A 25,554-nucleotide genomic window follows, 5' to 3' on the forward strand; every position below is an offset into this window, starting at 1 on the left:
ACTTCTTTAAAGCTTTTAAGATAAATCCCTTGTGAATCCTGTCGCGCCTGTCCGGGCAATATTTTTAACACCGTAAGGCTGAATCACTCGAATAAGAGCTTCAATTTTATCTGCATCGCCGGTCATCTGAATAGTGATTGACTTTGGTGCCACGTCAATGACGCTGGCACGAAAAGGCTGAATAATCGCTAAAATTTCGGCACGCTTGCTGGTCGGAGCGGCTACTTTTATCAGGATGACTTCACGTTCCAAGTGGGGCTGATCCGTAATATCGCGGACACGGACAACGTCAATCAGACGATTGAGCTGCTTAATAATCTGCTCCACTTCTTCCAGTGAATCAACATCAATAATGATGGTAATTCTGGAAATATTGGGCACCTCGGTATGACCGACTGAAATAGACTCAATATTCACCTGCCGGCGGGAAAGCACCCCGGTAAAACGATTGAGGACTCCGGTGGAATTTTGAAGTTTGGCTGTTAACATTCTACGCATTAAAAGTCACCCCCAACATTTCCGCATTGCTCTTACCTGACGGTACCATTGGATAAACATGTTCACGATTGGAAATATTAACTTCTATCAGCATCGGCTTGTTTTCCAAAATAACTTCCAGATCTTTTTCCAAAGTCATAGGATCAGAAAACTTATAATGACTGATACCGTAAGATTCAGCCAAAAGCTGGAAATTCGGCTCATCATCAAAAGTTGACTCACTCCGGCGCTCATCATAGAAGGACTCCTGCCACTGGCGAACCATGCCCAGCGAATGGTTGTTGATCAAAACGACCTTGATTGGAACACCATAACCATTCAAAATAGCCAGTTCCTGATTGGTCATTTGAAAACCGCCGTCACCTACAAACAGGACAACTTCTTTGTCAGGATTTGCCAACTTGGCACCAACGGCTGCAGGAATACCAAAGCCCATTGTTCCGAGCCCTCCTGATGTGATAATCTGACGTTCATTTTTATAAGGATAAAACTGAGCCGCCCACATCTGATGCTGTCCGACGTCTGTGATAACAATCGCCTCTCCTTTAGTCAGCTTGCCAATCGTTTCAATCGCATGCTGCGGTTTGATAATGTCCTCATCAAACTTATAGCTAAAAGGAGCCTTGGCCTTATTTTGCAAGACCTTGTCTGTCCACTCCCGATGTCTTGTGGAAACTTTATCTGCTTCCAAGAGCTGTTTCAATGTCTGTTTGGCATCTCCGACAACCGGAATAGCGGTCTTGACAACCTTCCCAATTTCAGCAGGGTCAATATCCACATGGGCAACCACGGCCTTTTTAGCAAAGGTTTTAGGATTGCCTGTCAGCCGATCGGCAAAGCGCGAACCAAAATTAAGCAGGAAATCGCACTCTGTCAGCGCCATATTAGACGCGTAAGACCCGTGCATGCCCCCCATTCCCAGAGACAGAGGGTGTTCAATCGGCATTACTCCCAAACTCAAAAGCGTGGATACAACAGGGATATTATAGCGCTCGGCAAAGGCAACTAATTCCGCAGAAGCTCCCGAATAATTAACGCCTCCGCCTGCTAAAATCAACGGTCTTTTCGCCTTTTTAAGCTGGGACAAAATTTTTCTGACCTGCAAATTATTGGGCTCAACGGTCGGCTGATAGCCGGGGACGTTAAGATCGGTCTTGTAATAAAAATTGACCATTTTCTCAGAAACATCTTTAGGCAGGTCAATGACAACCGGACCGGGACGCCCGGTCGTTGCAATATGAACAGCCTCTGTTACAATACGCGGAATATCTGCTGCATCGCGGACTTGATAATTGTACTTGGTGATAGGCATCGTAACACCAATAATATCAGCCTCCTGAAAGGCATCCTTACCAATACCGGGGGTTGCAACCTGACCAGTGAAGACCAATATAGGCACACTGTCACTCATGGCGTCAGCAATACCGGTGATGGCATTTGTTGCACCGGGACCGCTTGTCACCACAGCGACACCAAGTTTTCCGGTAGATTTGGCAAATCCTTCCGCTTCGTGCACTGCTCCCTGCTCATGACGGGCTAAAATATGGCGGATCGTATCATTTTTATAGATCGCATCATAGAGCGGTAAGACAGCACCGCCGGGATACCCAAAAATGGTTGTGATTTCTAAACTTTCCAAGGTATCAAGCAGTAATTCTGATCCTGATCTCGGATTTTTAAGCTGTATTTTTTCCACGGGAACCTCCTTTGCAATTATTGTTCAAATTTTCAAAAAATTCAAATCACTTAGTTAATATCATAACATTTTTGAAAAATTTTGCAAGTCCCTTCTGCAATTATCTAATCTTTGCTTTCATTCTTTTTATAGGCAAAAAAGGTTGGTGAATTCTTATGAATGACCGTGCTGACGCATATGCTTTTTCGCATCGTCCATCAACTCCTTAACAACTTAGCATGGCCAGTCACGTAGCTGACTTCTGTTGCAAAGAAGATTTTTTTGCTAGAATAAATAATAATGAAGATAAGCAAAGGAGGCTGCTTTGACCAAATTAGATTCATTCAATCTCGGCGAACTTTACAGAGAGCTCAGACTAGCCAGAGGACTTAAAATGAAAGATATTGCAAATGACAAGCTATCACAATCTCAGCTGTCTAAATTTGAAAACGGACAGACCATGCTCTCTGCAGATAAACTAATAACTGCCATCTCCGCTATCCACATGAGCCTTGCTGAATTTGAACATGCTTATCATCAGTATGAAGACAGTTCCTTTTTCCAGCTGGCCAAAAAAATCGCTGAACACCATGCAAATAAGGATATAACGGGATTGGAAGAACTTCTGAACAGTTATGATGAAAATTCTGAAGTTTACGATACATACAATCAGCTCAATAAACTTGTCATCCGCTGTGCCATTCATGATTTAAAGCCAGAGCATCGTATCACAGAAAAGGACAGAGAATTAGTCACAGCCTATCTTTATAATATTGAAGCGTGGACAGAATATGAGCTCTATATTTTTGGGAACACTTTGTCCATTTTATCGGACAGTGACTTAATTTTTCTGGGAAAAGCTTTTATTGAAAGAGCCACCGCCTATTTGTCAATCCCCAATAACAAACATCGAACGCAATTGCTTTTCTTAAATATTATCTTTGTGTTATTAGAGAGAAAGCAGAACAGCCATGCCGATTATTTTATAAAACACCTGGAAAATACCCTGACCTATCAAGATATGTTTGCAAAGACGGTTCTCATTTTTTTAAAGAAAGTTCTCGCCTATCAGGAAAGAAAAATCACCGATAAGTCTGTCTTGGACGATTATATTCATAATGTCAGAAACGTGGGACAGGAAGAAACTGCAGCATTTCTCCAAGAAAACTTAACGAATTTGTTAGCTGATGAAAAGAGCTCTTGAGACATCAAGAGTTCTTTTTCATACCTAAACTGATGATTAGTAATAATAAGGCATAAATGATGAAGCCAAAGTAAGCCAGAGAGCTGCTGATGGTTGATAAGAGCGGAAACAGCAAGCTTGTTACAGGCGGTGCCAATACCAAAAGAGAATTAACACTGGTGACAATGCCGCCAATTCTTTCGACGGGGTAACGATTGACAATATCAGCTGAAAAGCGCGGAGAAACAATTCCTACTAAAAAAGCAAGGAGACTGTCTGCCAAGAAAATTAGCCAAATATTATCAGCTATAAACCCCAGCCCTGCCAGAAGAATTGTTATATCAGCCCAAAGATTGATAACAAAAATAGAATGTTTTCTAAACACTTTAGCTGTTAAACTGTTTCCGATTATCATAAACAGGGTAATGATCCCTGATAAGACCGAAATTTTAAGGGGATTGCTCACCGTCGCTAATTCCTGATTTTCCTTGATAAATAAAGCAAACAAAGGCATCAAGCCACCGAAGAAACCATTTAACAGGGTTAACTGAATCAGATTAATCAGTAAAATCCGGTCAGCCAGAAAAGATTTGAAATTATCTTTAACCGCTGAAAGAGTCGTTTTCTCTTTAAATGTCTTTATTTTAGATTCCTGCTCTTTAAGAAAGGGCCGCATCAGCCCATAAAGTATTGCCACCGCTAAAAAAATCAAGGCATTTATCAGCGCTAAAGAACTTTCCCTAAAAACTGTCAGCAAGGATGCTCCGGCAAAAGTTGCTAAGACACTCACCAACTGGGTTCCCAAACTAACAAGTCCCTGAGCTTCTTCCATATCGTCTGCTTTCACCAAAGTTTTAGTAAAGGGTGAAAAAAGTGCCGTCGAATAATTTCCACTAATATCTGATAATAAATTTAAAAGCGAAGCTGCCAGGATTAAAAGCAGGGTTGGCGGATAGCTAAAGATAAAGCCGATACCAAGATACATCAGTGTTCTAAAAAGCGAGCTGCTAACTAAGTGAACTAGTTTTTGCTGCTGTCTGTCAGCTGCCACACCTAGAAATAAACTCATCAAAATAGGAAGTGTCTCTGAAGCCGACACAATCATAACTGCTAAACTGCCATTCGGTAAAGAAGCCGCTGCTGTTAACATCGCAGTATAAAATAATCTATCACCGACTTTCGACAGTAAATTAATACCAACTAGTTGTGTAAAGTGTTTATTTTCGGTAAAAAATGTCCGCATAACTTTTCCCTTTTGTTAGCCTATCTAATACAAAGTGAACTCTTTTGTTTAACAGTTCCGAATATACTTTATCACAGAAAATTGCCGCTTTAAGAAATATTCAAATACGAATATCAGCTTTTTAAATTTTTCACCTCTGACAGCGAACCCAGTTATTGGCAAAACAAAAAAGAAAGCACCATCTGCTTTCTTTGATATTATTTTTTATTCTACACTCATTATATAAGGGTAAACAGGCTGATTTCCTTGATGTATTTCAACTTCTAAGTCCTCATATCGGTCTTCCAAATAGTCTGAAAGATTTTGGGCCTGCTCCTTGCTGCCATCTTCACCAACATAGATAATAGCAATTTCACTGTCGCTGTTAACCATTTTATCAAAAGTTTGGCGCAAAGCCTGATCCATATCTGGCGTTGAAACCAAAATGCTGCCGTCAACCATTCCCAAAACATCATCCTTATGAATAGTCAGACCATCAATAGTCGTATCACGAACAGCCATCGTTACACTGCCGCTGACAACCTCTGTGAGACTGTCTGTCATAGCTGCGACATTATCTTCCAAGGAATTGGCAGGATTGAAGGCCAAAAGGCTGGTGAAACCTTGCGGGATAGTCCGCGTTTCCACAACCGCAGCCGGAACATCAACAACGTCCGCGGCACTTTGGGCAGCCATGAAGATGTTTTTATTATTCGGTAAAATAATAATGTTCTTCGCATTAACAGACTCAATAGCCTTGACAATATCCTCCGTTGACGGATTCATGGTCTGACCGCCGGAAATGATATAATCTACACCTTGTGATTTAAAAATTTCCGCCAAACCGTCGCCGGCCGCAACGGCTATCAGAGCATATTCTTTCAGCTCTTTAGCTCTTGGTTCTGCCTCTTTTTCCTGAAGAGCCTCATGCTGATTGCGCATGTTATCAACTTTTACCTTGACAAGAGCCCCGTATTTGAGTCCTTCTTGTATAACCAGACCTGGATCTTCAGTATGAACATGAACCTTAACAATTTCATCATCATTGATAACTAACAGAGAATCCCCTAAATTACTCAGGTAATTTTGAAAGGCTTCGTAGTCAAAATCTTTGACATAAGTCGAACCCTGCTTAAGTGCTACCATAATTTCTGTACAGTAGCCAAAGGTAATGTCTTGTGTTGCCACATGACTGACAACAGACTTATGATGTTCAGCATTAATCATTTCTGTCATGTTAGCAGGAGTAGCCTGAAAGTCTTCTGACATGATATACTCACCTGTCAAGGCCGACAAAAAACCTTCGTAGATGAAAACTAAGCCTTGGCCGCCCGAGTCAACAACACCTACCTCTTTTAAAACAGGAAGCAGATCCGGCGTCTTAGCCAAGGCCGCTTTAGCACCATTTAGCGCAGATTGCATCACGTCAACAGCATCATCCGTATTTTCAGACTTTTTAATGGCTGCTGATGCCGCTCCGCGCGATACTGTCAAAATGGTTCCTTCAACCGGCTTCATAACGGCCTTATAAGCTACCTCAACCCCGGCTTGAAGCGCTTGGGCCAAGTCCTTACCTGTCAGTTCTTTTTTATTCTTGATGCTTTGGGCAAAACCGCGGAAAAGCTGAGAAGTGATAACACCTGAGTTCCCGCGCGCTCCCATCAGCAATCCTTTAGAAAGAATTTGACCGACTTCTCCAACTGTTGAAGCCGGTTTATCAGAGACTTCCTTAGCACCATTGTCCATGGTCATGCTCATATTGGTACCTGTATCACCATCCGGGACAGGAAAGACATTCAGTGAATTGACATACTCTGCTTGTTTACCAAGGCGTGTTGCAGCTGCCTGAACCATCCCTTGGAATAAACTTGTTGTAATATTAGCCACTAATCTTCTCCCACAACTTTAATATTTTGTACATAGACATTAACCGTATCAGCAGAAATGCCCAGCTGATTTTCAAGATTAAACTTAACGCGCTCTTGGATATTTTTAGATACTTCACTGATTTTAACACCGTAACTCATCACAGTGTATACATCAACTGAAATACCGGCATCTGTTGATTTTATGACAACACCCTTAGAATAGTTTTCCTTGCGCAGCAGTGCCTGAAAATTATCTTTGATAGCACTCTTGCTGGCCATGCCGACTACCCCGAAGATTTCATTGGCTGAACCGCCAACAACTGTGGCAATCACGTCATCTGACAATTCAATTTGACCGTCTTTTGTGTTAATTTTTACTGTCATTTCGCTACCTCAAAAAGTTTTTATCAGCTTATTTTACCATAATATAGATATCTTGTAAAAAATTAACAAAAAAAGAGTCCGAAGACTCTTCTTTCATTTTAAACACGTTCTACTTTACCAGATTTAAGCGCACGCGCTGAAGCCCAAACTTTTTTAGGTTTTCCGTCAATAAGAACAGTCACTTTTTGAAGATTTGGTTTTGCTGTGCGTTTGGTTTTGTTCATTGCGTGTGAACGGTTATTTGCTGACACAGTTCTGCGTCCTGTAAAATAACATACTTTAGCCATTTATCTGTCATCCTCCTGCTTAGTCTAGGGGTGAAGTCACCACATACCGTAATATTATAGCAAAATACCAATCGTTTGACAATAGGTCTTCAAACATTTTTCCAGAACTGCGGCTTAGCACAGATGTGAAAATTCTAAAATGACGTTAGCCAGTTGAAAATATGAAAAAAACACCTTAAGACCTATCACACAAATCTTAAAGTGTTGCTTGCAGCTAACTAATGCCGATTACAGGACTTGAACCTGTGACCTACGCGTTACGAGTGCGTTGCTCTACCAGCTGAGCTAAATCGGCTAACAGTAATATTTTACTATTTCTAAAAATTTTGTCAATAGAATAGGCGCAGCCATTTAAGAATCTTCTGAGAAATGGCTATCCTTCGATAAGTTAATGTTCCCTTTTTGCTTCCATAACTGATATAAACTTTTCAACACTACAGCAATAAAAACAATTAGGGCAAACAACAAAAGAAACAAGAAAATAGCTAGGGGCTTAAACAACGTCCAAATCATCACAATGAGCACGTAAAGACCGATTAAAAGACCCATCAGAAAAGTCAGCGCAAGATAAAAAGCCAACCAAACAATTAAAGAGCGAAGCTTTTTCCCTTTTGGAACGTCAAACAGAACATGAAAAATAATCTCAGTAATTGCTTCTATCATACAAGCTCCTTATCAATTCTCTGCTTTGAAAATCTCGTTTTATTCAGTATAACAAAAAATCCCGCCTAGGCGAGATTTTTTGTTACTTCTATGGTCAGACAATTAAGCTTTACCTTCTGAACCAAAGACATCAATACGTTCTTCAACTGCTTCTTGGATAGCTTTAGCGCCATCAGCCAAGAATTTACGTGGGTCAAAGAGTTTTTTCTTATCGTATTCAGCTTCATTTGCATCATAAGCACGCGCAAAGGCACGAGTTGCATTTGAGAATGCAATTTGACATTCAGTGTTAACGTTGACTTTAGCAACACCAAGTTTGATAGCTTCGCGAATTTGATCATCAGGAATACCTGAGCCACCGTGAAGCACGATTGGGAAACCTGGAACAGCTTCTGTTAATTTCTTCAAGTGGCCAAGGTCAAGACCTTCCCAGTTTTCTGGATATGGACCGTGGATGTTACCAATACCTGCTGCCAAAAAGTCAATGCCAGTTTCAACCATTGCTTTAGCATCTTCGATTGGTGCCAATTCACCGCGGCCGACGATACCGTCTTCTTCACCGCCGATAGTACCAACTTCAGCTTCAACTGAAATACCTTTAGCATGTGCTTTTTCAACAACTTCTTTAGCTTTTTCAAGGTTTTCTTCAACTGGAAGGTGTGAACCGTCAAACATGATAGAAGTGTAACCAACTTCGATACATTCAAGCGCATCTTCATAGTGACCATGGTCAAGGTGAATTGCAACTGGTACAGTAATACCCATTGATTCTACAAGAGTTTCAATCAAAACTTTACAAAGTTTGTAACCGCCCATGTATTTTGCAGCACCCATTGACGTTTGGATAAGAACTGGAGCTTTTTTGCTTTCCGCTGCACGCAGGATCGCTTGTGTCCATTCAAGGTTGTTTGTGTTAAATCCACCAACTGCATAACCGTTGTCACGAGCTGCTTGGACAAATTTTTCTGCTGAAACGATTGCCATTTTTAAAGGCCTCCTAAATATTTTTTGGGTCAAACCCATTACATTGTTTATTTTATCACTTTTACAGTAAAATTTCCAGCCTTTTCTTGAAAACTCATCAAAACAAAAAAGCCGGCCAAAGGCCAGCTGATATGCGGAGAGAGGGACTTGAACCCTCACGACCAAAAGCGGTCACAAGATCCTTAGTCTTGCGCGTCTGCCAATTCCGCCATCCCCGCAGCAACAAAATAAATTATATCAACTTCCTATATTGCTGTCAAGGATATTTCCCATATTTTTATAAAAATCCTCAAATTGTCTTTTTCTTAAAAGTTCTAACATGAAGTTAGCCGGCTGGATAGTTGAAAAGGTGACACAGAGAAGTCCTGGACATCACTGCAGCCGACATTATACATATTAGAGAGGCACTGAAAATAAGGTTCTTATATGTCGATGAGAAGTAAGTTAAAAAATCCAGAAAAATAATCAAAAGATTTCTCCAAAATGAGTAATTAATAACAATACTGAAAATCCCCTTGAATTTTTCTGTCAAAAGACCTAGACTATAGGCGTATTCGTTTTGTTAATCAATTTTCTTTAGCACAATGAGCATAAAAATCACATTTATTTAAAGGATATTCAGTATGAATACTTTAGCTTTCGAGGCGTTCGAATCTTTGGATGCTGATAATCTTGCTCAAATTCAAGGTCAAGGCTGGGTTGGCGCTGGAGTTGGCTATAATACACCATTATAAAGAGGTTGAGTTAAATATATGATATATGCTATTTACTCGTTAATATTATTAAGTTTTGCAGTATTAGTCTTAATTTCTAAGCGGAGTCAAAGTGGTGCTGTCAAGCTTATCTGTTTTGGAATTTTTATACTGGAATGCATCTTAGTAATAGCTAATATGTTTTTTTCATTTTTGAATTAAACAATATTTTGTTAGTCGGATATCTATTCAATTAATTCTATGCTACTTAAGGTTGGTCCCATATGACTTACGATAATGGCTCTCTTGCTGTTTATTATAGTTATATGGGGCTTTTTTTGATAGACAGCAAAAGCTCTGCAATCTCCAAAGCCATTACCTGCTGCGGAGATTACAGAGCCTAATTTGTCTAAATCTTATGTTATTATCAGTGACTGTTTTCGACTGCTGCTGTCACAAAGGCCGTATATAATTCCTCAGGACGATTAGGACGTGATTGCAGTTCCGGATGGTACTGGGCTGCAACAAAGAATTTCTTGTCTGAGAGTTCCACAACTTCTACCAAACGATTGTCCGGAGATACTCCTGAAAAGACAAAGCCGGCTTCTTCAAACTGCTGACGATAGGCATTGTTAAATTCATAGCGATGGCGGTGGCGGCGCTGAACAACGTCTTGGTTGTCATAGGCCGCTGCTGCCTTACTGCCCGGTTTCAGCTTACATGGGTAAAGCCCCAGACGCAGTGTACCGCCCATATCCTCGATATCAATTTGATCGCGCATAATATCGATAACCGGATACTTAGTGTCCGGATCCAGTTCAGCAGAATTAGCCCCTTCAAGATTGAGCACATGACGGGCGTATTCCACACAGGTCAGCTGCATGCCAAGGCAGATACCAAGCATAGGCACATCATTTTCACGCGCATAGCGAATGGCTTCGATTTTTCCTTCGGTACCGCGGTGGCCAAAGCCGCCCGGCACAATAATCCCATCTGCACTTTTCAGCAATTCAGCAACATTGTCAGCAGTGACGTCATTAGCATTGATCCAATCGAAATCAATAGCCGTATCATTGACATAGCCTGAATGTTTCAGAGCTTCAACAACAGACAGGTAAGCATCCGGCAGTTCCACATATTTGCCGACCAGAGCAATCTTTGTGGTTTTCTTCAGGTTCATCACCTTATCAACCATGGCAGACCACTCTGTCATATCAGCAGCCGGCACATTCAGTTTTAAATGATTGCAGACAATCTGATCCATATTTTGCGCCTGCAAATTAAGCGGAATCTGGTAGAGATGGTCTACATCGAGTGATTCAATGACGGCTTCCGGAGCCACATCGCAAAATTGAGCCAATTTATTCTTAATGCCCTGCCCAGCAGGCTTTTCCGTCCGAATGACAAGCATGTTGGGCTGAATTCCCAAACCGCGGAGCTCTTTCACTGAGTGCTGAGTTGGCTTGGTTTTCATCTCACCGGCTGCCTTCAGATAAGGCAGCAGAGTGGTATGAATATACATAACATTATCAGAACCCACATCAGATTTCATTTGACGCAGAGCTTCTAGGAAAGGAAGACTTTCAATATCGCCGACCGTTCCTCCGACTTCAGTGATAATCACATCAGAATCAGTCGTTGTAGCAGCGCGTTTAATCTTTTCTTTGAGAGCATCTGTGATATGCGGAATAACCTGAACCGTCGCTCCAAGGTATTCTCCTTTGCGTTCTTTACGAAGGACTTCGCTGTATATTTTTCCTGTTGTCACATTTGAATATTTATTAAGATTAATATCAATAAAACGCTCGTAATGTCCGAGGTCCAGGTCTGTCTCAGCACCATCATCGGTCACATAAACTTCACCGTGCTGATAAGGGCTCATTGTCCCCGGGTCAATATTGATATATGGATCGAATTTTTGAATGGTTACCTTGAGACCGCGATTTTTCAAAAGGCGGCCGAGACTTGCAGCCACAATCCCTTTACCAATTGAAGAAACAACACCGCCGGTTACAAAAATATACTTTGTCATTAAATGCTCCTTTACTTAATTTGGGAGAAAAAAGAAAAATGCCCCCTAAAACTAGGAAGCTTATCCGACCTCAAAAGAGGTGCCCAGTAAATAATATAAACTATCTGACTTCATTTGTCAATGAAGAATTGGACACATCTGAAAGGAAGAAAATTACTCTTCGTCGTCTTCCTCTTCCTCATCGTCGGAGTAATCGTCATCTTCTTCATCTAAATCAACATTTTCATCCAGATCTTCCTCCGGAATAATTTCACTGATTTCAGAATCATAAGACTCAACTTCTGATTTCTCATCATCCGGATTGTCATCATCGTAATCAGTATCTTCTTCAGGCGAATCAAAGCTCTCATCTTCCGGATCATCATCGCTGTAGTCGATAGCATCTTCATCGCCGTCCATAAAGGCATTGACGCGTTTTCGCTTACGTTTTGGCGCACCGTCTTCGTCATCTTCAAGAGTGACAATTTCTTCATCAATTTCATCGATGCCATACCAAGAGCGCAGACCCCATTTGTTGTCACCGAGCGGAATAAAGCTGCCGTCAACATTTAAATCTGAGTAGAAAAACGGCAAGGCTTCACGAATGTCTGCATCTGACTTTTCTAAATAAACTTGAATAGCATTAACAAGGTCACTAAAATACATCTCATGGTCCCGGCCGCGTTCTTCTAAGATAGCACGGGCAACTTCAATCATTGAGAGTTCACTTTTTTCTTGTCCAGCAAATACTTCTAATTCCAAGGTGGTTCTCCTTATTTTGTCGTTAACTTATATTTTACGATATTTTCAGCAGTAAGTCAAAAGAGATTTATGCAAGAGCCGCTCTTGCCAACGCTTTACTTACAGCACTGCTTTTAGCTGAAAGACTTGACATACTCTAGAATAGCCAGCATATCCTTAGCCATATAATCAGCCTGCGACTGATCAACAGACATGCGTTTTTCTTCGTAGGCAACTGTCTTCATGCCTGCTTTCTTAGCCGCCGCAATCCCTGAAGGAGAGTCTTCAACAGCGAGTGCCTGTTCTCCCGGAATCCCCAGACGCTTAAGAATCGACAGATAAATAGCCGGATCGGGCTTGCTTGCTTCAAAATCTTCACCGCTGACAACAGCATCAAAATAATCTTGTATCCCGCAATTGGTCAGAATTTCTAAAATGTACTTTTTTTGCGTTGATGAAGCAACCGCTAAGGCCATATCATGAGCTCTGGCATAATCTAAAACAGCAAGGATATCTTTTCGAAACAGCGGCAGATAGCTTTCCTTACGGTATTTTTGCAATTCAACCTTTTGCAGGCCCTGCTCAATTTCTTCCTCAGTAAGGTCTGACTGACTGAGCTTTTTAATTCTCCCCAGCAAATCTTTGCCGGATCGTCCGACAAGCCGGGAAAAATCGTCATGCGTCAGCTTAGACGGCTCTTTGGCAATTTCTTTTATATAGGCCTGCTGTAATTGAAAATCCAGATATTCAGTGTCAACAATAACACCATCCATATCAAAAACAATTAGCTTTATCATAGGCAGCTCCTCCATATAAGACCGAATGTGATTGAGTGCTTTCTTCAACCTTATTATAACAACTTGTTAAACGCCTTACTAGAAAAACACGAAAAAATCTGTGTTTAGATTCACTTTTCCGGTTTTACTCAAGGACGGGCCGGCGGAACTTCTGCTTGTCCTATAAAACCCGTAAAAAATGAAAGACTTGAGGCAAAATCCCCAAGTCCTATTTTAAAAAACCAAAGCAGCTCTTGCTGAGTCTTATTTAACAGTTGCTGTTTCTGTAATTGTATCAACAGCTTTTTTCATTGCAATATCATGCTTGAGCATATCCGGTGAAAGGAGTGAACGCACTTGTTCAACATCCATACTGTATTCAGCTGCAAGATCAGCAATTTCTTTTTCGATTTCTTCATCTGAAGCTTCAAAGCCCTCTGCCTTAGCAATGGCTTCGATAACCAGGTTAGTTTTCACACGTTTGTCAGCGTCTGCTTCGTATTGTTTGTGCAGATCTTCTTCAGTTGTACCCGTTAATTGGAAGTACATTTCTGATGAGATTCCTTGGCGCTGCATATTGCCCATGAATTCCTGCATAGCACGGTGAACTTCATCGTGAACCATTTCTTCCGGCAGTTCAACAATTTCAGCATTGGCAACAGCCAAATCAATAGCTGCACTTTCAACTGCATCATCATAAGCAGTTTCCTTAGCCGCTTCAAGTTCCTTGCGGTATTTAGCCTTCAATTCATCTAAAGTTTCCACTTCTTCGTCAATGTCTTTAGCCAATTCATCATCCAATTCAGGAACTTCCTTAGCTTTGACTTCGTGGATAGTTGTGACGAATTTAGCATCCTTGCCGGCAAGGTCGGCTGCTTGATAATCTTCTGGGAAAGTAACGTTTACATCAACTGTTTCTCCGGCTTTTTTGCCTACTAATTGGTCTTCAAAACCTGGGATAAACTGACCGCTCCCGAGTTCAAGTGAGAAGTTATCCCCTTTGCCGCCGTCAAATTCAACGCCGTCAACCGAACCGACAAAGTCGATAACGACAGTATCGCCTTCAGCGGCTGCGTCTTCTTTAAGAACGAGTTCAGCCAGATTGCTGCGTTCGCGTTCGATTTTTTCGTCCACTTCTGCATCAGTAACTTCTTTAGATTCTTCGACTGATACTTCAAGATTTTTGTAGTCACCGAGTTTTACTTCCGGTTTTGTGACTACTTCTGCTGTGATTTCCCAGTCTTGGCCTTTTTCCATTGATTTAACATCAATTTTTGGCTGAGCCACAACGTCAAGTTCCAACTCTGCAACAGCTCCTTCGTATGCTGATGGCAGGATACTGTTCAAAGCTTCTTCATAAAGAGCTTCTTCACCGAACTTTTGATTAAAAACGGCACGCGGCAGATGTCCTTTGCGGAATCCTGGAACTGAAATATCTTTCTTCACTTTATTGAAGGCTTGGTCAAGAGCCGGCTGAATCTTATCTTGGCCAATCGTGAATGTAACAACCCCACGATTTGTCTCTTTGTTTTCAAATGATGTAGACATGAAGTCATTTCTCCTTAAAATTTATTTGCACTTTCCAGTTTATCACATTTATTGTCAATTTGGAAGTTTTTTCTTCCATTCAAAAGCGGCTAAATTTTGGAAAAAGCAACAGGGTCTGTTTTAAACTGAGAAAGCCCGCCGATTTTTCTGAAACCCTTTTCATTTTTCTCGAAAAAAGGTATACTATAGGGGAGAATAACAACAATTTTCAAAATCATTTTTAGAAAGGTGCTCTTATGGTTCATACCACAACTGCTACACCCAGTCCTTTTCAGGAAAAGATAGCTGCAGCCTGCCGTAAAAAAGAGGCTCTTTTTGATGAAAGTCTCGGCCGTTATGCCTTGCGTTCCATGTTTGCAGGCGCCTATTTAACAATGAGTACTGCTGTCGGTGCTATTGCCGCTGATATCATCTCCCAGTTTTCGCCGGCTTTTGGCCGCTTCGCTTTCGCCTTTATTTTTAGTTTCGGCTTGGTTTATGTCCTGCTCTTTAACGGCGAACTGGCAACATCGAACATGATGTTTCTGTCTTCAGGAGCTTACTACAAACACATTTCCTTCAAAAAGGCTGCAATCATTTTGCTAACCTGTACTTTTTTCAATCTGATCGGTGCTATTATTTTAGCCTGGCTCTTCAATCAGTCTTTCTCCTTTGATCAGCTGACAAACAAGAGTTTTTTAGTCAACGCCGTTCAAACCAAGCTGGCTAAAACGGATTGGCAAAACTTCTTTGAAGGCATTACAGCCAACATGTTCGTTAATATCGCTATTCTGGGCTACATGCTCCTCAAAGAAGAAAGCGCCAAAATCACAATCGCCCTTTCTGCCATTTTCATGTTTGTCTTTTTAGTCAATGAGCATTTGATCGCCAACTTTGCTTCTTTCATGCTGGCAGCTTTCAGCTCCGTCGAACATATTAAAGGGCTCGAACTGATCAATGTCCTGCGCCAGTGGACTGTCGTATTCTTTGGCAACTGGATTGGCGGCGGTGTTTTCATCGGTCTAGCCTATGCTTGGCTCAATCAAACACAAACTCCGCACAAAGAACAATAAACAAGAATAAAAAGCGCAGTAAAATCAATGCTCTACCGATACTGATTTTACTGCGTTTTTTTATTTTACCCTGCCCCTGCAAACAAAGAGAAAATGGAAAACGCCGGTTATTTTTAGCTTGATTGAAGGATACTTTCCTTTTTATCCTCTTTTTTATTTTCTGTTTTTTTGATACACTAAAACCATGAAATTTATGACTTCTTATCTGGGCAATTTTGATTTTGAGAAGATCATATTTGCTTTTTCTTCTAAACTCTTGTCCATCATTCTTTTACTCTTAGTTTTCGCTATCGCTAAAAAGGTCATCAACTACCTTTTTAACAAAGCCATTTCGAAATCTATCTCTCTGGCTAAATACAGTCAGGCGCGGCAAAAAACTCTGGCAAAACTCTTCCATAACTTGATGGATTACAGTCTGTATTTTCTGTTGATTTATTGGATGTTAGCGATTATCGGGCTGCCAGTTTCCAGTTTATTGGCCGGTGCAGGAATTGCAGGTGTTGCTATCGGGCTCGGAGCCCAAGGCTTTCTTTCTGATTTGGTCAATGGTTTTTTCATTTTGCTTGAGCGTCAGTTTGATGTCGGCGATTCTGTCAGACTGAATGCAGTAACCGGAAACATTGCCGGAACAGTGTCCAATGTTGGTATCCGAACTACACAAATTCGCGACTTTGACGGAACCCTGCATTTCATTCCCAACCGCAATATTTCCATTGTCAGCAATCTGTCACGCGGCGATATGCGTGCGCAGATCGATATTCCTATCTATGCTAATACCAATCTTGAAACAGTAACTTCCATTATCAAAAAAGTCAACGAGGAAAATGTTCCCAATTATCCTGAAATTGTCGGCGTTCCCAATATCTTGGGTGCGACAGCTTCTGCAACTACAGGACAGATGGTCTTTCGGGTGGATATCTTTGTGCAAAACGGCAAACAAATCCAGATTTACTACATTTTTTACCGCCTTTATCAAGAAGCGCTTACTGCTGCCGGTATTGCTCTGCCTACAGCTAATATTATGCCTCAGACTCAAGCGCAAAAATAAAACAAAACAGCCCCTTTGTCAGAGCCAATCTGCTAAGGGGATGTTTTTTAAAATTTACGAATAGGATCGCTCTGATAGTTAGCACGCGCCCCGCCAATCAGCTTAGGACGGCTGGCCAGGGCAGTGACATGAGCTCCGCCCAATTCACGCAGGACAGGCCTCAAAGGAACCTGCACACGCTTAACATGCATACCGATAGCTGTGTCGCCGATATCAAGACCCGCATAGGCAGTAATTTCTTCAACTTCAACAGGGTCGTTCATGTATTTAAAAGCTGCCAGCTGAGCGCTCCCGCCGGCATGGAGTGTCGGCAGAACATTGACAATTTCCAAATCTTTTTTCTCAGCCAGTTCACGCTCAACCACCAAAGCACGATTGAGATGCTCACAGCCCTGAACCGCCAAGTAAATCCCTCTGTCATCAAGATAAGATAAAATCGTTTTAACCACAGCCTCGCCAATCTCAAGACTGGAATTCTGCCCAATAGTACTGCCGGCAACTTCACTGCTGGATAAGCCCAGCACAAAAATCTGACCTTTTTTAATTCCGCTGCGTTCAGCCAAATCAGCAATAATCGCCTGCGTCTTTGTTTCCAACTCTTGTAAATTCATCTTATCTCCTTTCTAAACCTTTAAAAGCTAAATAGATAAGGTAACCGATCAGCATGCCAAAAAAGTTTTGCAGCACATTGCCCCAGATACCTGCAAGTGACGCTCCCAGACCATAAAAAGGAATAGAAAACAAAAAGTAGAGCCCAACCATGGCCAAAGAAGCTAAAGCAAGACCTAAACTGCGTTTTTTACCCTTCCATCCGGCAAAATACCCCTCAAGCCCGTGTGCCAAAAGACTAAACACCATCCAATTGGGATAGCCGGCAGTCAAATCGAGCAAAAGGCCGGACATACCCCCAACAGCCGCTGCTGTCTTACTGCCAAAGTAAAAGGCCGTAAAATAGATACCGGCATCCAGAAAAGTTAAGAAGCCTGTCGGTGTCGGAATCTTTAAAAACAGACCCAAGACAAGGCTCAGAGCGGTCAGGACTGCAATCAGACTTAAATGTCGTACCTTGTTATCTTTCATAATTCTGCTTTACTCCGAAATCATTTGCGTGCTCAATCGCATGATAGACAAACTCTTTAGCTTCTCTGACCGCATCTTGAACAGTCTTTCCAAGCACCAAATGGCTGGCAATGCTTGATGCAAAGGTGCAGCCCGCCCCTGTATTATTAGTTTCTAAGACAGGATAATCCAATACCCGAAAGTTTTGCCCGTCATAAAAGACATCAAGAGCTCTATCCTTGCTGAGACGATTGCCGCCCTTAACAACCACATTTTGAGCCCCCAGACCATGCAGTATCCTGGCTGCCTCTTTCATGTCCTCCAAACTGTTTATGGTTGTTTGGGTCAGGAGCTGCGCTTCCGCCAGATTGGGCGTCACAACAGTAGCATAGGGGAAAAACTGAATCAGCTCATCTCTCAGCGCGCTGACTTCCAGATCATGATTTTCCTTGCAGACAAGTACCGGATCTAAAACCACAGGAACATCTGTTTGTTTTTTAATGAAATCCAGCGCTTTTTCAGCTATTGCCACATTGGGAAGAAGACCCAGTTTGATTGCCGAAAAACGAGCATCTGCCAAACTGTCTAACTGCTTGGCAAAAACGCCGCTGTCTACAGGAAACACTTCAAAGCCATTTTCTGTCACAGCAGTGAGGCAGGTTACTGCTACAAAGCCCTGCAGCCCATTAACGGTGTAGGTTGCCAGATCGGCAGACAAACCGCCGCCGCTGAAAATATCATTGCCTGAAATGGCTAAAATAAACTTATTCGTCATAACTAATATCCTTTAAATACAATCCGTTTGGGCCGGCTGTAGGACCCGCCAGATGCCGGTCTCCGGATTCTAAAATACGGTCAATCTGGTCAATGGGCATACGGCCATTGCCAATTTTTAATAAGGTTCCGACCATATTGCGAACCTGCTTATACAAAAACCCATTTCCCGTAAAAGTGAAAATCAAAAATTGTTTCTGCTCATCAAAAACAACATCTGCACGGCTGATGGTTCTTACTTTATTGTCAACACTCGTTCCGGAAGCCGTAAATCCTGTAAAATCATGTGTTCCACGCAATTTTTTTATCGCTCGCTCAATAGCAGCAACATCAACGGCATAGGGAAAATGCGTTGCATAGTGGCGCATGAGGGGATTTTTAGGACGTCCCAGGTCAACCAGAAACTCGTAGGTTTTACTGTGTTTGCAATACCTTGCATGAAAATTTTCAGAAACACTATCAACCTTGATGACATCAATATCATCCGGTGTCTGCGTATCCAAACCAAAACGCAGTCTTTCTAAATCACGTTTTTCATCCAAATCAAAGTGAATCACCTGACCGTAGGCATGAACGCCCGCGTCTGTCCGGCCTGCGCCGTGAATTTTAACAGCCTTACCGGAATTTAATCGACAAAGAGTTTTCTCAATTTCTTCCTGAACAGTTCTGGCATTTTTCTGCCTCTGAAAGCCGGAAAAAGCTGTTCCATCATAAGAAATAATCGCTTTATAACGTACCATAGCTGCATTATAGCATGCTGAAAGCTAAGAGACAAGATAAAGAGCTATTATCTGTATGGGGACAGTTTAAAGCTCATAGAATCGGGACAAGTCGCAGCCAGCTGCGCCAGCCATATAGAAAAAAACTGATCTAGGCTACTGTCTCAAAACGATTAAAATTGAAAAAGACCAAAGGATTTCCTGAACTGTCCTAACCGTTAGATTTTCGTCCAACTTTTAGGCAGTTTAGAATTCCCTTGGTCTTTTATTTCTTACATATCATCAAAAGCATCTTTTACCTTGTTAAAAAATCCTTTTTTCTTAGGGTGAACCGGATCGATACCGCTGGCCTTAGCAAAAGCCTGCAGGGCTTCTTTTTGAGCATCGTTCAGTTTTGTCGGTGTAACAACATTAACGGTCACGTGCTGATCTCCCTGCCCATTGCCGCGCAAACGCGGTGCCCCTTTACCTTTGAGACGGAAGGTCTTACCAGTCTGCGTTCCGGCAGGAATAGCCAGCTCAACATTGCCGTGAACAGTCGGCACCTCAATGGTATCTCCGAGAGCTGCCTGAACAAAGTTAATGTTCAGACTGTAGTAAATGGTTGAGCCGTCACGCTCAAATTTATCGCTCTTCATCACATTGATAATGACAAAGAGATCTCCGTAAGGGCCGCCATTAAAGCCGGCTTCGCCTTGACCTGCCAAACGAATTTGCTGACCGGTTTCAACACCGGCAGGAATTTTGACAGAAACCTTATGGCTTTGTTTTTCGTGACCTGTTCCATGACAGGTTTGACAAGGTTCCTTGATTTCCTTACCAGTGCCGTGACAGACATCACAAGTCACTTGACGGCGCATCATACCAAGCGGTGTCTGAGTATCAACATTGATAACACCTGAACCATGGCACTTAGTACAAGTAACAGGACTGGTGCCCGGCTTAGCCCCCGAACCATCACAGGTATGGCAAGTCGCTTCACGGTTATAGTGGACTTCTTTTTCCGTCCCAAAAACAGCCTCTTCAAACTGAAGATTAACACGGTACTGCAGATCATCTCCCTGACGGGGTGCATTGGGATTTCTGGAAGCTCCGCCGCCGAAGAAACTTGAAAAAATATCCTCGAAACCGCCAAAACCTGAGCTGTCAAAGCCGCCAAAGCCACCTGCGCCACCGCCAAAGCCGCCATTGGCCCCTGAGGGACCGTATTGGTCATAGGCTGCACGCTTTTGCTCATCGCCTAGCGTTTCATAGGCCTCCTGAATCTCTTTGTACTTTTCCTCAGCCCCAGGATCCTTATTGATGTCGGGATGGTATTTTTTAGACATCTTGCGATAGGCTTTTTTAATTTCGTCCTGAGAGGCGTTCTTTGACACCCCCAGACGATCATAATATTCTGTATTATTCATATAAGATACAAAGGGCGTTAAAGGGACACCGCCAAAATAGGAATTTTGACGACGGACGTCTTACGTCCTAGAAAAAATTATCTTTTTGGCACAGTCCCTAGCCCGTGTTCAGTTGCGAACACTTCTTCCTTTCTGTAATTTTAGAAGGTTATTTTGCTGTCACTTTTATCTAAAAACAGAGACTGACTGGGGTCCAATCTCTGAGTTTAGTTTTTTTATTTAATCTCAAAATACTCAAGAAACAAGAAAGCTTTTTTTATATTAATATTATCAAGATTTTTTCTTTTTTTCTTATATTGAATTAAAAGTAACAACGAAGCCAATACAATTACTGACGCAATTACAAATTGTATCACTGCTATTCCCACCTCATTTATTTTTAAATTAGAGGTCATCGCCGTAGTAATATAAGTAATTACTGCTGGTAATAGTATACCTAGAACAAGATTAACAGCAATATTATTATTATTTTCCGAATATTGCCTCTCTGCAAAAATATTTATTTTATAGGCAAGTAATTTTTCTTCATCATTTTCTGACTTAAATTGATTTTTCAGTTGATTTTGCAATTCCTCATAGTCCTCAACCGCAAGAGCAACAAATTTATCGTATTGTTCTTTTGAATCATTGGTATAAAAAAGATTAATTTGTGAACTCATGATTTTTATTTTTCCGTAAACTCACCGTCTACGACATCATCGCCGCCTTTATCTGATGATCCAGCATCAGCTGCGCCTTCTTGACCTGCCTGTGCTTGCTGTGCTGCAGCCGCTTGTTCGTAAAGTTTCATGGCAAGTGCTTGAGCTTTTTCGTTGAGGGCTTCAAGTTTAGCTTTCATATCTTCCGTGTTATCTGATTCTTGGGCCTTCTTCAAGTCATCAAGAGCAGCCTGAGCAGCATCGCGTTCGCTGTCAAAACCTTTGCCTTCGGTTTCTTTGATGGTTTTTTCAGTTGTAAAGATTGCTTGGTCAACTTCGTTCTTAAGGTCAACTTCTTCCTTACGTTTTGCATCTGCTTCGGCATTTGCTTCGGCATCTTTCATCATACGGTCAATTTCTTCTTCGCTGAGGCCGTCGTTAGACTTGATAACGATTGTTTGTTCTTTTTGCGTACCAAGGTCTTTGGCCTTAACTGAAACAATACCGTTTTTATCGATATCAAAGGTTACTTCAATTTGTGGGATACCGCGAGGAGCTGCAGGAATATCTGTCAATTGGAAACGGCCCAGTGTCTTGTTGTCTGCAGCCATCGGACGTTCACCTTGAAGAACATGGATATCAACAGCAGGCTGGTTATCAGCAGCGGTTGAGAAGACTTGTGATTTAGAAGTTGGGATAGTTGTGTTGCGGTCAATCAGTTTAGTGAAGACACCGCCCATGGTTTCGATACCCAGTGACAATGGAGTAACATCAAGAAGGACAACGTCTTTAACATCACCGGTGATAACACCGCCTTGGATAGCAGCCCCCATAGCAACGACTTCATCAGGGTTTACTGATTTATTTGGTTCTTTGCCGGTTTCAGCTTTAACCGCTTCAACAACAGCAGGAATACGCGTTGAACCGCCGACTAAGATAACTTCATCAATTTCTGACAATGACAGACCAGCATCAGAAAGCGCTTGGCGAACTGGTGTTTTTGTACGTTCTACAAGGTCACGAGTCAAATCATCAAATTTCGCACGAGAAAGACTTGTTTCCAAGTGAAGCGGTCCGGCTTCTCCGGCAGTAATGAAAGGCAGGCTGATTTGAGTTGATGTGACACCTGAAAGGTCTTTCTTAGCTTTTTCAGCCGCGTCTTTCAAACGCTGCAGAGCCATCTTGTCCGTTGATAAATCAATACCGTTTTCTTTCTTGAATTCTTCTACCAGCCAGTCAATAACTTTTTGGTCAAAGTTGTCACCGCCGAGTTTGTTGTCACCCGCAGTTGCCAGCACATCGAAGACACCGTCACCCAATTCAAGGATGGAAACATCGAAGGTACCGCCGCCAAGGTCAAAGACTAAGATTTTTTCATCCTTATCTTGCTTATCAAGACCGTAGGCAAGCGCAGCTGCAGTTGGTTCGTTGACAATACGTTCTACTTCAAGACCGGCAATTTTACCAGCATCTTTTGTTGCCTGACGCTGTGCATCGTTAAAGTAAGCAGGAACCGTGATAACCGCTTTTGTCACTTTTTCACCAAGGTAATCTTCAGCATAGCCCTTCAAATATTGCAGAATCATCGCTGAAATTTCTTGAGGTGTGTATTCTTTGCCGTTAGCTGAAACCTTTTCAGAAGTTCCCATTTTTGATTTGATGGAAAGAATTGTTTCCGGATTAGTTACCGCTTGACGTTTGGCAGCGTCACCGACAACAATTTCACCATTTTTGAATGAAACAACAGAAGGTGTCGTACGGTTGCCTTCCGGATTTGCAATAATTTTACTTTCAGTTCCTTCAAGAACTGCGACAGCTGAGTTAGTTGTACCTAAGTCAATACCAATAATTTTAGACATAGTTAAGATACCAAGAACGTTGAAATAGTCCGGCGGACTGTTTCAATCAGGAGATGGAGAAAGCATTGCTTTCTTCTTCTAGTGACTGATAATAACGTTCAATTCCTTTCTTTTTTCCTCTTAATATTTTTTTCGTTTTGATATTTTTCTTAGGTGGCGGAGACGCCAGCAAACCTTTGGTTTCATGGCTAAATTTTGAGCCAGAAGTCTCAAAATTTCCCTGTCAGATAACAATACTTGTTATCTGACTTTCGCCACGGCGAAAAATATCGTTTTTGAGCAAGCCTATGGCTTGCTTCTTTATATATTATTCATAGTTTACCGTCATTTCGGACAAGGTTATTTTTTTATTTATTAATTCGCTGTTGCTATTAAACCGTTACGACGTGAGTTAGCAAAATCGATGTTATTTTGCTAACGAACTAGTAAGTAGTCTAGGCAATCCGCCATAGCGGTTGCCGTATAATGATGAGGCATTTTAATGCCCATCATTATTGACTAGTTATATACCACCACCATTGCTGGGCGGAGCAGGCGCTCGTGCAATTTGTAGCCTTTTTGAAGAACTTGTGCAATGCTGTCTGCCGGATGATCTTCATCTGCATCAAGCGTCTGCACTGCCATATGAAGATTAGGGTCAAAGTTTTCCAGTTCAACTTCTTCAACACCCTCTTCTTTAAGCGCTTGAACAAGACTTTCCTGAACCATTTCGAGTCCTTTTTTGACATCATCTGTCAGGCCTTCTACAGCCAAGGCTCTCTCCAGATTATCCAAACTCGGCAAGATTTTCTTCGCTAAATCCTGCGAGCGGTACTTCTGTAAGCTTTGGCGCTCTTCATTGGCACGGCGCTGAACATTTTGCATTTCAGCATGAGCACGCAGGTATTTATTTTCAAAATCTTCTGCTCGCTCAAGAGCTTCCTGCAGTTCTTTGTTTTCAGGAGTTTCTTCAGCTGCTTCCTCTACAGTTTCCGTTTCTTCCTGCTCTTTGGCAGCCTGCGCTTCTTCCTTGATTTCTTCTTTAGTCTCTTTTTCCGACAAGGTAGCACCTCTTTTCTTTTTGTTTTTCTGAAACAAATTTCTGCTTCAGCCGATAAAGGCTAACAATTTTTTCAGCTTAGTGAACTTCATAGTGATTGCTGTTGAGATAGCGGTAAAAATCACCGAGTTTAATCGCTAAGATACGGCTGATAACCGTAAGCAGACTGACTGTTCGCCGATAGTCCAAGTCTACCGGACCAATCACCGTCAAAATGCCAAATCCTCTGTAAGGGATAAGAAATTTCTGACTGATGACCGTAAGCTCTGATAAACTCTTTTCACGGCTTTCAGCAATCTGAACACGATAGGCTTCATCTTCCGGGATACTCTCGCGAATCGCCATAGCAGCAGACTGCGGATTATCCAAAAATTGGTAGGTATCCAGTCCTGCAAATTCCAGTGTTTTAATCTTACCGGCAATGAAAACCTTCTCTTGAAAGATTTGCTTGAAAATATGATCAAATAAATCCAAAACATTATCTGTCCGCGGAAAATACTTTTGAATAATCTGCGGCAGTTCTGTTCGCAAACGGTAATGAATATCCAGCACCGTTTGATTCAAGAGACGTTCCCGAACAATTCTCACAACAGTGAGCAAGTCACTGTCCAAAAAGTTTTTGGGAATGGCAAACTGAACGGTTATGGGGCTGGCCTCATCTAACGTTAACACCGCCAAAGCGTCGTGACTGCTAAGCTTAACAATATCAAAGGCAGTCAAACACTGCCTCTTTGGCTCCACATCCATAATCAATGATGTATAGCCTGTCAGCTCCGCCAAAACATCGCTGGTTTTTTGCAAAAGGTCATCTAAGCGAAAGACCTCAAAATCAAAAGCCTTGATAACTTGGTAGGCATCCTGTTCATCCAGATTATCCGGATTTAAAGAATGTTCTACAAAGTAGCGAAAACCTTCTTGGCTGGGCAGACGCCCGCTGGAGGTATGTGCTTTTTCCAAGAGCCCCAGTTTTTCCAAAGCGGCCATATCATTTCTGATCGTTGCACTGCTTGAAGCAATTGAATTTTGGAGCGTTTTAGAACCAATGGGCTCATGCGTCTTAGTAAAAATCTCAACAATCAAATTGAGAATATCTTTTTGACGTTGGGTAATCATCTAAGCTGACCTCCAATCTCTGCTCAATAAAATTAGCACTCTAAGCAACCGACTGCTAACTTCATGATTCCATTATACTCCATTCACAATTTCTGTCAAGGAAAAAACATCATTTTTTAGCACTCTTTTTCTACGAGTGCTAAAACACTGCCCAGGAGCTGATTTGTTTTTGGGGCAGGCCAAAAATCAAGCAAAGACCCCGCATCTTATTGCCCAAGCGCCTCCCTTTTATTCTTGATCAGCAGCCGCCGTCCTTTAAGGAGTCTTTCCCTAGGGATTGAACTTAAGTATTTATTAGCGATGAGCGCAGTA

At 41.9% G+C, this 25,554-nt stretch carries 24 protein-coding genes and 2 tRNA genes; 3 read left to right on the forward strand and 23 right to left on the reverse strand.

Annotated features, from left to right (window positions below):
• Nucleotides 1–15: 15 nt before the first annotated feature.
• Both ilvN and AC4HAN_RS08325 read right to left on the reverse strand, forming a co-directional pair.
• Entirely contained in the window at nucleotides 16–498 is a 483-nt protein-coding gene (gene ilvN, locus AC4HAN_RS08320; protein ID WP_003090251.1) for an acetolactate synthase small subunit, read from the reverse strand.
• Nucleotides 491–2,194, reverse strand: coding sequence for an acetolactate synthase large subunit (locus AC4HAN_RS08325; protein WP_027975494.1), 1,704 nt, complete (start codon nucleotides 2,192–2,194; stop codon nucleotides 491–493). The genes ilvN and AC4HAN_RS08325 overlap by 8 nt, the downstream gene beginning before the upstream one ends.
• Before the next feature lie 304 nt (nucleotides 2,195–2,498).
• Here AC4HAN_RS08325 and AC4HAN_RS08330 point away from each other — a divergent pair, with 304 nt between their 5' ends.
• On the forward strand, nucleotides 2,499–3,377 hold the full coding sequence (locus AC4HAN_RS08330) for an Rgg/GadR/MutR family transcriptional regulator (RefSeq protein WP_491092108.1): 879 nt from the start codon (nucleotides 2,499–2,501) through the stop codon (nucleotides 3,375–3,377).
• A 4-nt stretch (nucleotides 3,378–3,381) separates the two neighbouring features.
• Here the strand turns inward: AC4HAN_RS08330 and AC4HAN_RS08335 are convergent, their stop codons facing one another.
• The 12 genes from AC4HAN_RS08335 to tig all read right to left on the reverse strand — a co-directional run bounded on the left by AC4HAN_RS08335 (nucleotide 3,382) and on the right by tig (nucleotide 14,532).
• Complete coding sequence (locus AC4HAN_RS08335; RefSeq protein WP_491092109.1) at nucleotides 3,382–4,599, reverse strand: MFS transporter; 1,218 nt, start codon at nucleotides 4,597–4,599, stop codon at nucleotides 3,382–3,384.
• A 204-nt stretch (nucleotides 4,600–4,803) separates the two neighbouring features.
• Nucleotides 4,804–6,465, reverse strand: a complete 1,662-nt coding sequence (locus tag AC4HAN_RS08340; protein ID WP_491092110.1) for a DAK2 domain-containing protein — start codon at nucleotides 6,463–6,465, stop codon at nucleotides 4,804–4,806.
• Entirely contained in the window at nucleotides 6,465–6,830 is a 366-nt protein-coding gene (locus tag AC4HAN_RS08345; RefSeq protein WP_027975490.1) for an Asp23/Gls24 family envelope stress response protein, read from the reverse strand. The genes AC4HAN_RS08340 and AC4HAN_RS08345 overlap by 1 nt, the downstream gene beginning before the upstream one ends.
• A 98-nt stretch (nucleotides 6,831–6,928) precedes the next feature.
• Nucleotides 6,929–7,117: a 50S ribosomal protein L28 gene (gene rpmB / locus AC4HAN_RS08350; protein ID WP_027975489.1), complete on the reverse strand. Its 189-nt coding sequence runs from the start codon at nucleotides 7,115–7,117 to the stop codon at nucleotides 6,929–6,931.
• A gap of 222 nt (nucleotides 7,118–7,339) precedes the next feature.
• Nucleotides 7,340–7,412, reverse strand: a tRNA-Thr gene (locus AC4HAN_RS08355).
• 56 nt (nucleotides 7,413–7,468) lie between these two features.
• Entirely contained in the window at nucleotides 7,469–7,780 is a 312-nt protein-coding gene (locus tag AC4HAN_RS08360; protein ID WP_491092111.1) for a hypothetical protein, read from the reverse strand.
• A 102-nt stretch (nucleotides 7,781–7,882) separates the two neighbouring features.
• The gene (locus tag AC4HAN_RS08365; RefSeq protein WP_027975487.1) at nucleotides 7,883–8,764 is read right to left on the reverse strand and encodes a class II fructose-bisphosphate aldolase; all 882 of its coding nucleotides are present in this window, start codon (nucleotides 8,762–8,764) and stop codon (nucleotides 7,883–7,885) included.
• A 132-nt stretch (nucleotides 8,765–8,896) separates the two neighbouring features.
• Nucleotides 8,897–8,982 (reverse strand) — tRNA-Leu (locus AC4HAN_RS08370).
• A 901-nt stretch (nucleotides 8,983–9,883) separates the two neighbouring features.
• Nucleotides 9,884–11,488, reverse strand: a complete 1,605-nt coding sequence (gene pyrG, locus AC4HAN_RS08375; RefSeq protein WP_491092112.1) for a CTP synthase — start codon at nucleotides 11,486–11,488, stop codon at nucleotides 9,884–9,886.
• Nucleotides 11,489–11,641: 153 nt separating this feature from the next.
• Nucleotides 11,642–12,229, reverse strand: a complete 588-nt coding sequence (gene rpoE, locus AC4HAN_RS08380) for a DNA-directed RNA polymerase subunit delta (protein WP_491092113.1) — start codon at nucleotides 12,227–12,229, stop codon at nucleotides 11,642–11,644.
• A gap of 113 nt (nucleotides 12,230–12,342) precedes the next feature.
• Complete coding sequence (locus AC4HAN_RS08385; RefSeq protein ID WP_491092114.1) at nucleotides 12,343–13,005, reverse strand: HAD family hydrolase; 663 nt, start codon at nucleotides 13,003–13,005, stop codon at nucleotides 12,343–12,345.
• Between the two features lie 243 nt (nucleotides 13,006–13,248).
• Nucleotides 13,249–14,532, reverse strand: coding sequence for a trigger factor (gene tig, locus AC4HAN_RS08390; protein ID WP_491092115.1), 1,284 nt, complete (start codon nucleotides 14,530–14,532; stop codon nucleotides 13,249–13,251).
• Between the two features lie 236 nt (nucleotides 14,533–14,768).
• On the opposite strand from tig, the gene AC4HAN_RS08395 reads away from it, so the two are divergent.
• Both AC4HAN_RS08395 and AC4HAN_RS08400 read left to right on the forward strand, forming a co-directional pair.
• Nucleotides 14,769–15,584, forward strand: coding sequence for a formate/nitrite transporter family protein (locus tag AC4HAN_RS08395; protein ID WP_491092116.1), 816 nt, complete (start codon nucleotides 14,769–14,771; stop codon nucleotides 15,582–15,584).
• Between the two features lie 184 nt (nucleotides 15,585–15,768).
• On the forward strand, nucleotides 15,769–16,632 hold the full coding sequence (locus AC4HAN_RS08400; protein ID WP_491092117.1) for a mechanosensitive ion channel family protein: 864 nt from the start codon (nucleotides 15,769–15,771) through the stop codon (nucleotides 16,630–16,632).
• Nucleotides 16,633–16,679: 47 nt separating this feature from the next.
• On the opposite strand, the gene AC4HAN_RS08405 is transcribed toward AC4HAN_RS08400, so the two are convergent.
• From AC4HAN_RS08405 to hrcA, 9 genes are all read right to left on the reverse strand, one after another.
• Nucleotides 16,680–17,243, reverse strand: coding sequence for a TIGR01440 family protein (locus AC4HAN_RS08405; protein ID WP_491092118.1), 564 nt, complete (start codon nucleotides 17,241–17,243; stop codon nucleotides 16,680–16,682).
• A 1-nt stretch (nucleotide 17,244) separates the two neighbouring features.
• Nucleotides 17,245–17,712 (reverse strand): ECF transporter S component, encoded by a 468-nt coding sequence (locus tag AC4HAN_RS08410; RefSeq protein ID WP_491092119.1) that lies wholly within the window; start codon nucleotides 17,710–17,712, stop codon nucleotides 17,245–17,247.
• A complete protein-coding gene (locus AC4HAN_RS08415; RefSeq protein WP_491092120.1) occupies nucleotides 17,702–18,466 on the reverse strand; it encodes a bifunctional hydroxymethylpyrimidine kinase/phosphomethylpyrimidine kinase in 765 nt (254 codons plus the stop codon). Before AC4HAN_RS08415 ends, AC4HAN_RS08410 begins: the two co-directional genes overlap by 11 nt.
• A complete protein-coding gene (gene truA, locus AC4HAN_RS08420; protein ID WP_491092121.1) occupies nucleotides 18,456–19,205 on the reverse strand; it encodes a tRNA pseudouridine(38-40) synthase TruA in 750 nt (249 codons plus the stop codon). The genes AC4HAN_RS08415 and truA overlap by 11 nt, the downstream gene beginning before the upstream one ends.
• Nucleotides 19,206–19,456: 251 nt before the next feature.
• Entirely contained in the window at nucleotides 19,457–20,593 is a 1,137-nt protein-coding gene (gene dnaJ / locus AC4HAN_RS08425; protein ID WP_491092122.1) for a molecular chaperone DnaJ, read from the reverse strand.
• Nucleotides 20,594–20,808: 215 nt separating this feature from the next.
• Entirely contained in the window at nucleotides 20,809–21,252 is a 444-nt protein-coding gene (locus AC4HAN_RS08430; protein ID WP_491092123.1) for a hypothetical protein, read from the reverse strand.
• Between the two features lie 5 nt (nucleotides 21,253–21,257).
• Nucleotides 21,258–23,090, reverse strand: coding sequence for a molecular chaperone DnaK (dnaK, locus tag AC4HAN_RS08435; RefSeq protein ID WP_491092124.1), 1,833 nt, complete (start codon nucleotides 23,088–23,090; stop codon nucleotides 21,258–21,260).
• Between the two features lie 498 nt (nucleotides 23,091–23,588).
• Nucleotides 23,589–24,131, reverse strand: coding sequence for a nucleotide exchange factor GrpE (gene grpE / locus AC4HAN_RS08440; protein WP_491092125.1), 543 nt, complete (start codon nucleotides 24,129–24,131; stop codon nucleotides 23,589–23,591).
• A gap of 76 nt (nucleotides 24,132–24,207) precedes the next feature.
• Nucleotides 24,208–25,242, reverse strand: coding sequence for a heat-inducible transcriptional repressor HrcA (gene hrcA, locus AC4HAN_RS08445; protein ID WP_491092126.1), 1,035 nt, complete (start codon nucleotides 25,240–25,242; stop codon nucleotides 24,208–24,210).
• Between the last annotated feature and the right edge of the window lie 312 nt (nucleotides 25,243–25,554).

It is taken from the genome of Streptococcus sp. ELY_86 (assembly GCF_058314495.1).

What these genes read in the sequence shown, in the direction of transcription:
- AC4HAN_RS08400 (WP_491092117.1), top strand. Translation starts at nt 15,769, where the DNA reads ATGAAATTTATGACTTCTTATCTGGGCAATTTTGATTTTGAGAAGATC.
- AC4HAN_RS08405 (WP_491092118.1), bottom strand. Translation starts at nt 17,243, where the DNA reads ATGAATTTACAAGAGTTGGAAACAAAGACGCAGGCGATTATTGCTGAT.
- AC4HAN_RS08410 (WP_491092119.1), bottom strand. Translation starts at nt 17,712, where the DNA reads ATGAAAGATAACAAGGTACGACATTTAAGTCTGATTGCAGTCCTGACC.
- AC4HAN_RS08335 (WP_491092109.1), bottom strand. Translation starts at nt 4,599, where the DNA reads ATGCGGACATTTTTTACCGAAAATAAACACTTTACACAACTAGTTGGT.
- AC4HAN_RS08430 (WP_491092123.1), bottom strand. Translation starts at nt 21,252, where the DNA reads ATGAGTTCACAAATTAATCTTTTTTATACCAATGATTCAAAAGAACAA.
- rpmB (WP_027975489.1), bottom strand. Translation starts at nt 7,117, where the DNA reads ATGGCTAAAGTATGTTATTTTACAGGACGCAGAACTGTGTCAGCAAAT.
- tig (WP_491092115.1), bottom strand. Translation starts at nt 14,532, where the DNA reads ATGTCTACATCATTTGAAAACAAAGAGACAAATCGTGGGGTTGTTACA.
- AC4HAN_RS08395 (WP_491092116.1), top strand. Translation starts at nt 14,769, where the DNA reads ATGGTTCATACCACAACTGCTACACCCAGTCCTTTTCAGGAAAAGATA.
- pyrG (WP_491092112.1), bottom strand. Translation starts at nt 11,488, where the DNA reads ATGACAAAGTATATTTTTGTAACCGGCGGTGTTGTTTCTTCAATTGGT.
- AC4HAN_RS08385 (WP_491092114.1), bottom strand. Translation starts at nt 13,005, where the DNA reads ATGATAAAGCTAATTGTTTTTGATATGGATGGTGTTATTGTTGACACT.
- dnaJ (WP_491092122.1), bottom strand. Translation starts at nt 20,593, where the DNA reads ATGAATAATACAGAATATTATGATCGTCTGGGGGTGTCAAAGAACGCC.
- AC4HAN_RS08415 (WP_491092120.1), bottom strand. Translation starts at nt 18,466, where the DNA reads ATGACGAATAAGTTTATTTTAGCCATTTCAGGCAATGATATTTTCAGC.
- AC4HAN_RS08360 (WP_491092111.1), bottom strand. Translation starts at nt 7,780, where the DNA reads ATGATAGAAGCAATTACTGAGATTATTTTTCATGTTCTGTTTGACGTT.
- truA (WP_491092121.1), bottom strand. Translation starts at nt 19,205, where the DNA reads ATGGTACGTTATAAAGCGATTATTTCTTATGATGGAACAGCTTTTTCC.
- hrcA (WP_491092126.1), bottom strand. Translation starts at nt 25,242, where the DNA reads ATGATTACCCAACGTCAAAAAGATATTCTCAATTTGATTGTTGAGATT.
- AC4HAN_RS08345 (WP_027975490.1), bottom strand. Translation starts at nt 6,830, where the DNA reads ATGACAGTAAAAATTAACACAAAAGACGGTCAAATTGAATTGTCAGAT.
- ilvN (WP_003090251.1), bottom strand. Translation starts at nt 498, where the DNA reads ATGCGTAGAATGTTAACAGCCAAACTTCAAAATTCCACCGGAGTCCTC.
- dnaK (WP_491092124.1), bottom strand. Translation starts at nt 23,090, where the DNA reads ATGTCTAAAATTATTGGTATTGACTTAGGTACAACTAACTCAGCTGTC.
- AC4HAN_RS08365 (WP_027975487.1), bottom strand. Translation starts at nt 8,764, where the DNA reads ATGGCAATCGTTTCAGCAGAAAAATTTGTCCAAGCAGCTCGTGACAAC.